Genomic DNA, 6,055 nt, shown 5'->3' with positions numbered 1-6,055 from the left:
TCCTACGGCAAGGCGCTGGCCGCCAATGGCCAGTTCGAGGCGGCGCTCGACGCCGTGCGCCGCGCTCAGACACCGGAATATCCCGACTGGAGGCTGGTGTCGGCGGAAGCGGCCATTCTCGACCAGACCGGCCAGAAGGACGATGCGCGCCAGCTTTACCGCAAGGCGCTCGACCTCAAGCCGAACGAGCCTTCCGTGCTCTCCAATCTTGGCATGTCGTATGTGCTGGAAGGTGATCTGCGCACCGCCGAAACCTATATGCGCTCGGCCGCGCAACAGCCGAATGCGGACAGCCGGGTCCGCCAGAACCTGGCGCTGGTCGTCGGCCTGCAAGGCCGGTTCGACGAGGCCGAGAAGATCGCCTCACAGGAACTGTCGCCCGAACAGGCGCAGGCAAATGTCGCCTATCTCAGGCAGATGCTGGCCCAACAGAACGCCTGGAGCCAGCTCAAGGACCAGGACAAGCCGAAATCCGCAACCAACTGAGACCACAATTCCGATGCCCCAACGAAGAGGCCGCGTTGCATGCAGCGCGGCCTCTTCGTTTGAAGTGTACTGCAGGAATTTGCCTTGCCGCTACTGGGCGTTTGTTGCCGGCGCCGCATGATCGCCGAAGATACCGCGTTGGCTGACCTGAATGCCGGCGGGACCCAGGATGATGGCGAAAAGCACCGGCAGGAAAAACAGGATCATCGGCACGGTAAGTTTTGGCGGCAGGGCGGCCGCCTTCTTCTCGGCCGCATTCATGCGCATGTCGCGGCTTTCGGCGGCAAGCACGCGCAGTGCATGCGCCACCGGCGTGCCGTAACGCTCGGCCTGGACGAGCGCCTGCGACACCGACTTGACCGAATCCAGGCCGGTGCGGCTTGCCAGGTTCTCGTAGGCCTGCTTGCGCTCCGGCAGATAGGAAAGCTCGGCATTGGTGAGGATGAACTCTTCCGCCAGCGCCACCGATTGCGCGCCGATCTCGTCGGCGACCTTGCGCAATGCTGCTTCCACCGACATGCCCGATTCGACGCAGATCAGCATCAGATCGAGCCCATCCGGCCATGCCATCTGGATCGACTGCTTGCGCTTGGTGGCGCGGTTGTTGACGTAGATGACCGGCGCGTAGAAGCCGCCGTAAGCAACGAGGATGCAGACGAACAGCCTGATGACCAATGGCTTGTCGGGCAGTCCTCCGAGCACGAAGATGTAGATTGCGGCCAGCGCGAAACCGACAAAAGGAAGCACGAGACGAAAGAAAAGAAACCGCGTCAGCGGATTCTGTCCACGAAAACCGGCCACCTTGAGTTTCTGCAAGGTGCCTTCATCGGCGAGCGCGCGTCTCAGATCCAGCCGGTCGACGATGTTGCGCATGCCGATCGACTGTTCCTCACGCAAGCCCTTGCGACGGCGGTCGGCCTCGACCGCAAGCCGGGCGCGCTGTTGCGCACGCAGTTCGTCGCGCTCCAGCGCAACGGATTTCATGCGTGACTTGAGCTGGTTTCCGCCAAACGCCGGCAGCAAGGTGAAGACGGTCGCAAACACCGCTATCGCGACCAGCATCGCGATCAGGAAGCTCGGATCCGTCAGGGTCTTGATGACTTGCTCGGTCATGCCAGCATCCTAGACTTCGAAGTTCATCATCTTGCGCATCACCAGGATGCCGATCGACATCCAGACCGCAGAGCAACCAAGGATCAGGTTTCCGACGCTGGTGTTGAAGAGCGGCATCAGGTAGGCCGGGCTCGACAGGTAGACGAGAAAGGCGACGATGAAGGGCAGCGCACCGATGATCGCGGCGGATGCCTTCGCTTCCATCGACAGCGCCGCGACCTTGGCTTTCATCTTCTTGCGATCGCGAAGCACGCGCGAAAGATTGCCCAGCGCCTCGGAGAGATTCCCGCCGGCTTGCGATTGAATCTGGATAACGATGCCGAAGAAGCTTGCCTCGGTGCAAGGCATGGTTTCGGGCATGCGCAAGGTCGCGTCGGGGATAGAGAGGCCCATCTGCTGTGAATCGACGATGCGGCGAAACTCGGTCTTCACGGGTTCGGGCGATTCGTTGGCGATCAGGCGCACGGCATCGTTCAGCGGCAGGCCGGATTTGACCGCGCGCACGATGATGTCGAGCGCGTTTGGAAATTCGTTGAGGAATGCCTTGACCCGGCGGGCGCGGCGAAACGTGACGAACCAGCGCGGCAGGCCCAGCCCCCCGGCCAGCAGCACGCCCGGCAAGGCGATCAGCGGGGCTCCGGCCACGAAAGCGGCCATCGTCAAAACGATGCCGCATATTGCGGAATATATATAGAAACGCTCGATGGTGGTCTTGAGGCCGGCCTGACGAAGCTGGGCTTTCAGCGGCGGCTTCTTGACGCGGCTGTCCTTGGTTTTCTGCTTGGCGTCGAGTTCGTTGAGAGAATCCTGAACCGATTTGCGCCGCTTGGCGGCTTCCGCCACGCGGTCGCGCGAGGCCTTGACGACGGAGCGATCCGTCTCGGCGGTCCTGATTGTTTCGAGCCGCTTGCCGACCTGTTTCTCGTTGCTGATCCGGGTGAACAGAAATGCATAAGCGACGGCGCCGGCGCTGAAGCCGGCGAGCACGACAAACGCCAGTACTGTGCCGTCAATTCCAAACATTGGCCCGAACCCTTACACCCCAGCAGACGTCAGTCAGCGCGTTTCTCCATCGCCTCGAGCGCAATGGCGAGACGCTGCTCCTCGCCGTAATAGCGTGCACGCTCCCAGAAATGCGGACGGCCGATGCCGGTCGATACGTGCTCACCCAACAGCCGGCCGTTGGCGTCCTCACCCTTGATGTTGTAGAGGACGATATCCTGCGTGATGATAACGTCGCCTTCCATCCCGATCACCTCGGTGATGTGGGTGATGCGGCGCGATCCGTCGCGCAGGCGCGCTGCCTGGATGATCACGTCGATGGAGCCGACGACGATTTCGCGCACTGTCTTCTGCGGCAGCGAATAACCACCCATGGCAATCATGGATTCAATGCGGTTCAGGCATTCGCGCGGGCTGTTCGAGTGGATCGTTCCCATCGAGCCGTCATGGCCGGTGTTCATCGCCTGCAGAAGATCGAACACTTCGGGTCCGCGCACTTCGCCGACGATGATGCGCTCGGGCCGCATGCGCAGGCAGTTCTTGACCAGGTCGCGCATCGTCACCTCACCCTCACCCTCCAGATTGGGCGGGCGGGTTTCGAGGCGCACCACATGCGGCTGCTGCAATTGCAGCTCGGCCGAGTCTTCGCAGGTGATGACGCGCTCCTCGCGGTCGATATAGTTGGTCAGGCAATTGAGCAGCGTGGTCTTGCCCGAACCGGTACCGCCCGAGATCACGATGTTGCAGCGAACACGGCTGATGATCTTGAGAACTTCGGCGCCCTGCGGCGAGATGGCGCCGAACTTGACCAGTTGGTCGAGCGTCAGCTTGTCCTTCTTGAATTTGCGGATGGTGAGCGTGGCGCCGTCGATGGAGAGCGGCGGCGCGATGACGTTGACGCGCGAGCCATCGGGGAGGCGCGCGTCGCAGATCGGGCTGGATTCGTCGACGCGGCGGCCAACCTGGCTGACGATGCGCTGGCAGATGTTGAGGAGCTGCTGGTTGTCCCGAAAGCGGATGCCGGTCTGTTCGACCTTGCCGTTGACCTCGATGTAGACGTTCCTGGAGCCGTTGACCATGATGTCGGCGATGTCGTCGCGGGCGAGCAGCGGCTCGAGCGGCCCATAGCCGAGCACGTCGTTGCAGATGTCCTCGAGCAGCTCTTCCTGCTCGGCGATCGTCATTGCGAAGTTCTTGATCGCGATGATGTCGTTGACGATATCGCGGATTTCCTCGCGCGCACTTTCAGGATCAAGCTTGGAAAGCTGCGACAGATCTATGGTGTCGATGAGTGCGGAGAAGACCTGGCTCTTGGTATCGTAATAGGTTTCGCTTTTTTCGCGCTGTGCCCGCTTCGGCTCAGGCGCCAATGGCGGTGCCTCGACCGCACGGCGCGCCGGCGGCGCGACAGGCGCGCTTGGCGCCGCGGGCCGTGTCAGAACCGCCGTGTCCACGGAACCTGCAGCCGGTGGCGCAACAGGCGCCGGTGCTGGCTGGCGAAATTCCGGCGTGAACCGGTTGCCGTCGTCGCTGCCTCTTTTACCAAACATGATCGACTACCGATTCCACTGCTGAAGCGTCACTTCTTGTTGCGCGAGAGCTTGCCGAGCAGGCTGCCGAGCCCGGCCTTCTTCCTGATCTTGATTTCGCTGCGCCCGGTCAGCACATGCGCCATTTCGTTGATCATTGCGACGATCGGGTTCTTGGCATCCATTTCGCCAAGCATGCGTCCGTTGTTGGCGGCATTGCCGAACAGCAAGGGATCAAAAGCAATGACCGACATTGGCGACAGACCGAGCGGCTCGGCGAAATCGGCCGGCGAAATCTCCGGGCGTTTCGGGACGCCGGCCTGGTTGATGATCAGCTTGGGCGGCGGATCATTGGGACGAAGCCGCTTGAGCATATCGATGAGGTTCTTGGTGTTGCGCAGATTGGCAAGTTCCGGTGTCGCGGTGATGACGATCTCGTCGGCCTTGACCAAGGTGTTCTTGGTCCAGCCCGTCCAGGCATGGGGGACGTCGAGCACCAGAAGCGGCACGCTGCGCTGGGCGGTGTCGATGAGCTGAACGAAGGCCTCTGGATCGAAATCATAGACCCGTTCGAGCGTCGAAGGCGCCGCCAGCAGCGACAGATGCTCGGCGCACTGGGTCAGCAGCCGGTCGAGATAGACTTCATCGATGCGTTCCGGTGAAAACACCGCCTCGGCGATGCCTTGCGCCGGATCCTGGTCGAAATTGATGTTGGCGGTGCCGAAAGCCAGATCGAGATCGGCGACGACCACTTCGGATTTGAACAGGGAGGACATCGCCCAAGCCACATTGTGGGCGATCGTCGAGGAGCCGACACCGCCCTTGGCGCCGACGAAGGCGATCGAGCGGCCGAGCGGCTCGGCTTCCGGATCGATGAAAATCGACGACACCACGCTGACGATGTCGGCCATCGAGACCGGAGCGATCACATATTCGGAAATGCCGTTGCGGATGAGTTCCCGGTAGAGGCCGACATCATTGTAGTGGCCGATCACCACCACCTTCGACGTCGGATCGCAATATTCCGAAAGCTGGGCGAGTTGTTCCAGCAATTGCTTGGGCTCGCTGCGCGATTCCAGCAGGATCAGATTGGGCGTCGGCGCCGATTGGTAGAATTCGATGGCAGTGGGAACACCGCCCATGTGGACCTTGAGATGCGCCTTCGTCATGCGACGGTCCTCGCCGGCGCGCTCGACCGGGTTGGCAACACCCTCGGTCTCGCAGAATGCCTGGATCGAGATGCGCGGGATCGGCCGCAACGCCTGCATCGCGGCGATGTCCTGCTGCGAGGTATCGCTGCCGTCCACCGGGGCGTCGTAGGCAAGGTTGCTCATCGTCATGCTCTCTCCCGTGGCCTGTTCTATCCGAGATTTGCGGCTCAGTACGTCACTTCCGAATTGCCGAGGAACTCTTCCGAAATGCCTCTCTTTTGGTAAACATCGATGGCTTGGCTACGATTTGCCGGATCAATATTGGCAGATTTACGCGGGCCGAGCAGGTCGGCGGGATTGGCCATCTGGGCGGCAAGATTGTTCTGATAGGAGCAGCCGAAGTCGGCATAGTGCTTGTTCTCCGATGTCTCCATAAGATCTTCGGGCCAGCGGCCGCACTTATCGGTCTGGGCTTTCACCGAGATATAAGCAACGCGAATCGGGGCAGAGGCTTCGGCGGAGGCGGACTGATAGGAGGTCACGACAATCCGATTGCGCTTGATGCCGCTGGCAACCGCCAGCCGGGCGAAATCGCGGGCCGCCGTGGTCGCGGCGACCTCGTTGGCCGATCCGCTCGGGACCTGGATCGTCAGCGTCGGGGCGGCACTTCTGTCATAGCCATCCAGGAAGCCAAGAAGCGTATCGCGCTGGGAGCCGGTCATGCCGCGGTCACCGGCGCCGACAGGCAGGTCGATCTTCTGATTCTTCTCGGCG

Annotated in this window: 6 protein-coding genes; 1 reads left to right on the top strand and 5 read right to left on the bottom strand. The window is 61.6% G+C overall.

What is annotated here, in order from left to right; translation table 11 throughout:
* A partial coding sequence (locus tag EN969_RS13565) for a tetratricopeptide repeat protein (protein ID WP_127419177.1) occupies positions 1-486 on the top strand: 486 nt, incomplete at its 5' end.
* Between the two features lie 90 nt (positions 487-576).
* On the opposite strand, the gene EN969_RS13560 is transcribed toward EN969_RS13565, so the two are convergent.
* From EN969_RS13560 to EN969_RS13540, 5 genes are all read right to left on the bottom strand, one after another.
* Positions 577-1,599, bottom strand: a complete 1,023-nt coding sequence (locus EN969_RS13560) for a type II secretion system F family protein (protein ID WP_013533678.1) — start codon at positions 1,597-1,599, stop codon at positions 577-579.
* 9 nt (positions 1,600-1,608) lie between these two features.
* On the bottom strand, positions 1,609-2,622 hold the full coding sequence (locus tag EN969_RS13555; RefSeq protein ID WP_013533679.1) for a type II secretion system F family protein: 1,014 nt from the start codon (positions 2,620-2,622) through the stop codon (positions 1,609-1,611).
* Between the two features lie 29 nt (positions 2,623-2,651).
* Positions 2,652-4,151, bottom strand: coding sequence for a CpaF family protein (locus EN969_RS13550; protein WP_013533680.1), 1,500 nt, complete (start codon positions 4,149-4,151; stop codon positions 2,652-2,654).
* 29 nt (positions 4,152-4,180) lie between these two features.
* Positions 4,181-5,470, bottom strand: a complete 1,290-nt coding sequence (locus EN969_RS13545; RefSeq protein WP_013533681.1) for a CpaE family protein — start codon at positions 5,468-5,470, stop codon at positions 4,181-4,183.
* A 38-nt stretch (positions 5,471-5,508) separates the two neighbouring features.
* The coding region (locus EN969_RS13540; RefSeq protein ID WP_127419176.1) for a CpaD family pilus assembly protein at positions 5,509-6,055 on the bottom strand (547 nt) is incomplete at its 5' end.

The sequence above is a fragment of the Mesorhizobium sp. M7A.F.Ca.CA.003.01.2.1 genome, from assembly GCF_003998945.1.
Classification (GTDB): Bacteria; Pseudomonadota; Alphaproteobacteria; order Rhizobiales; family Rhizobiaceae; genus Mesorhizobium; species Mesorhizobium ciceri.
The sequence above is the reverse complement of the archived record's forward strand: the minus strand, read 5'-3'. Positions and strand labels throughout refer to the sequence as shown.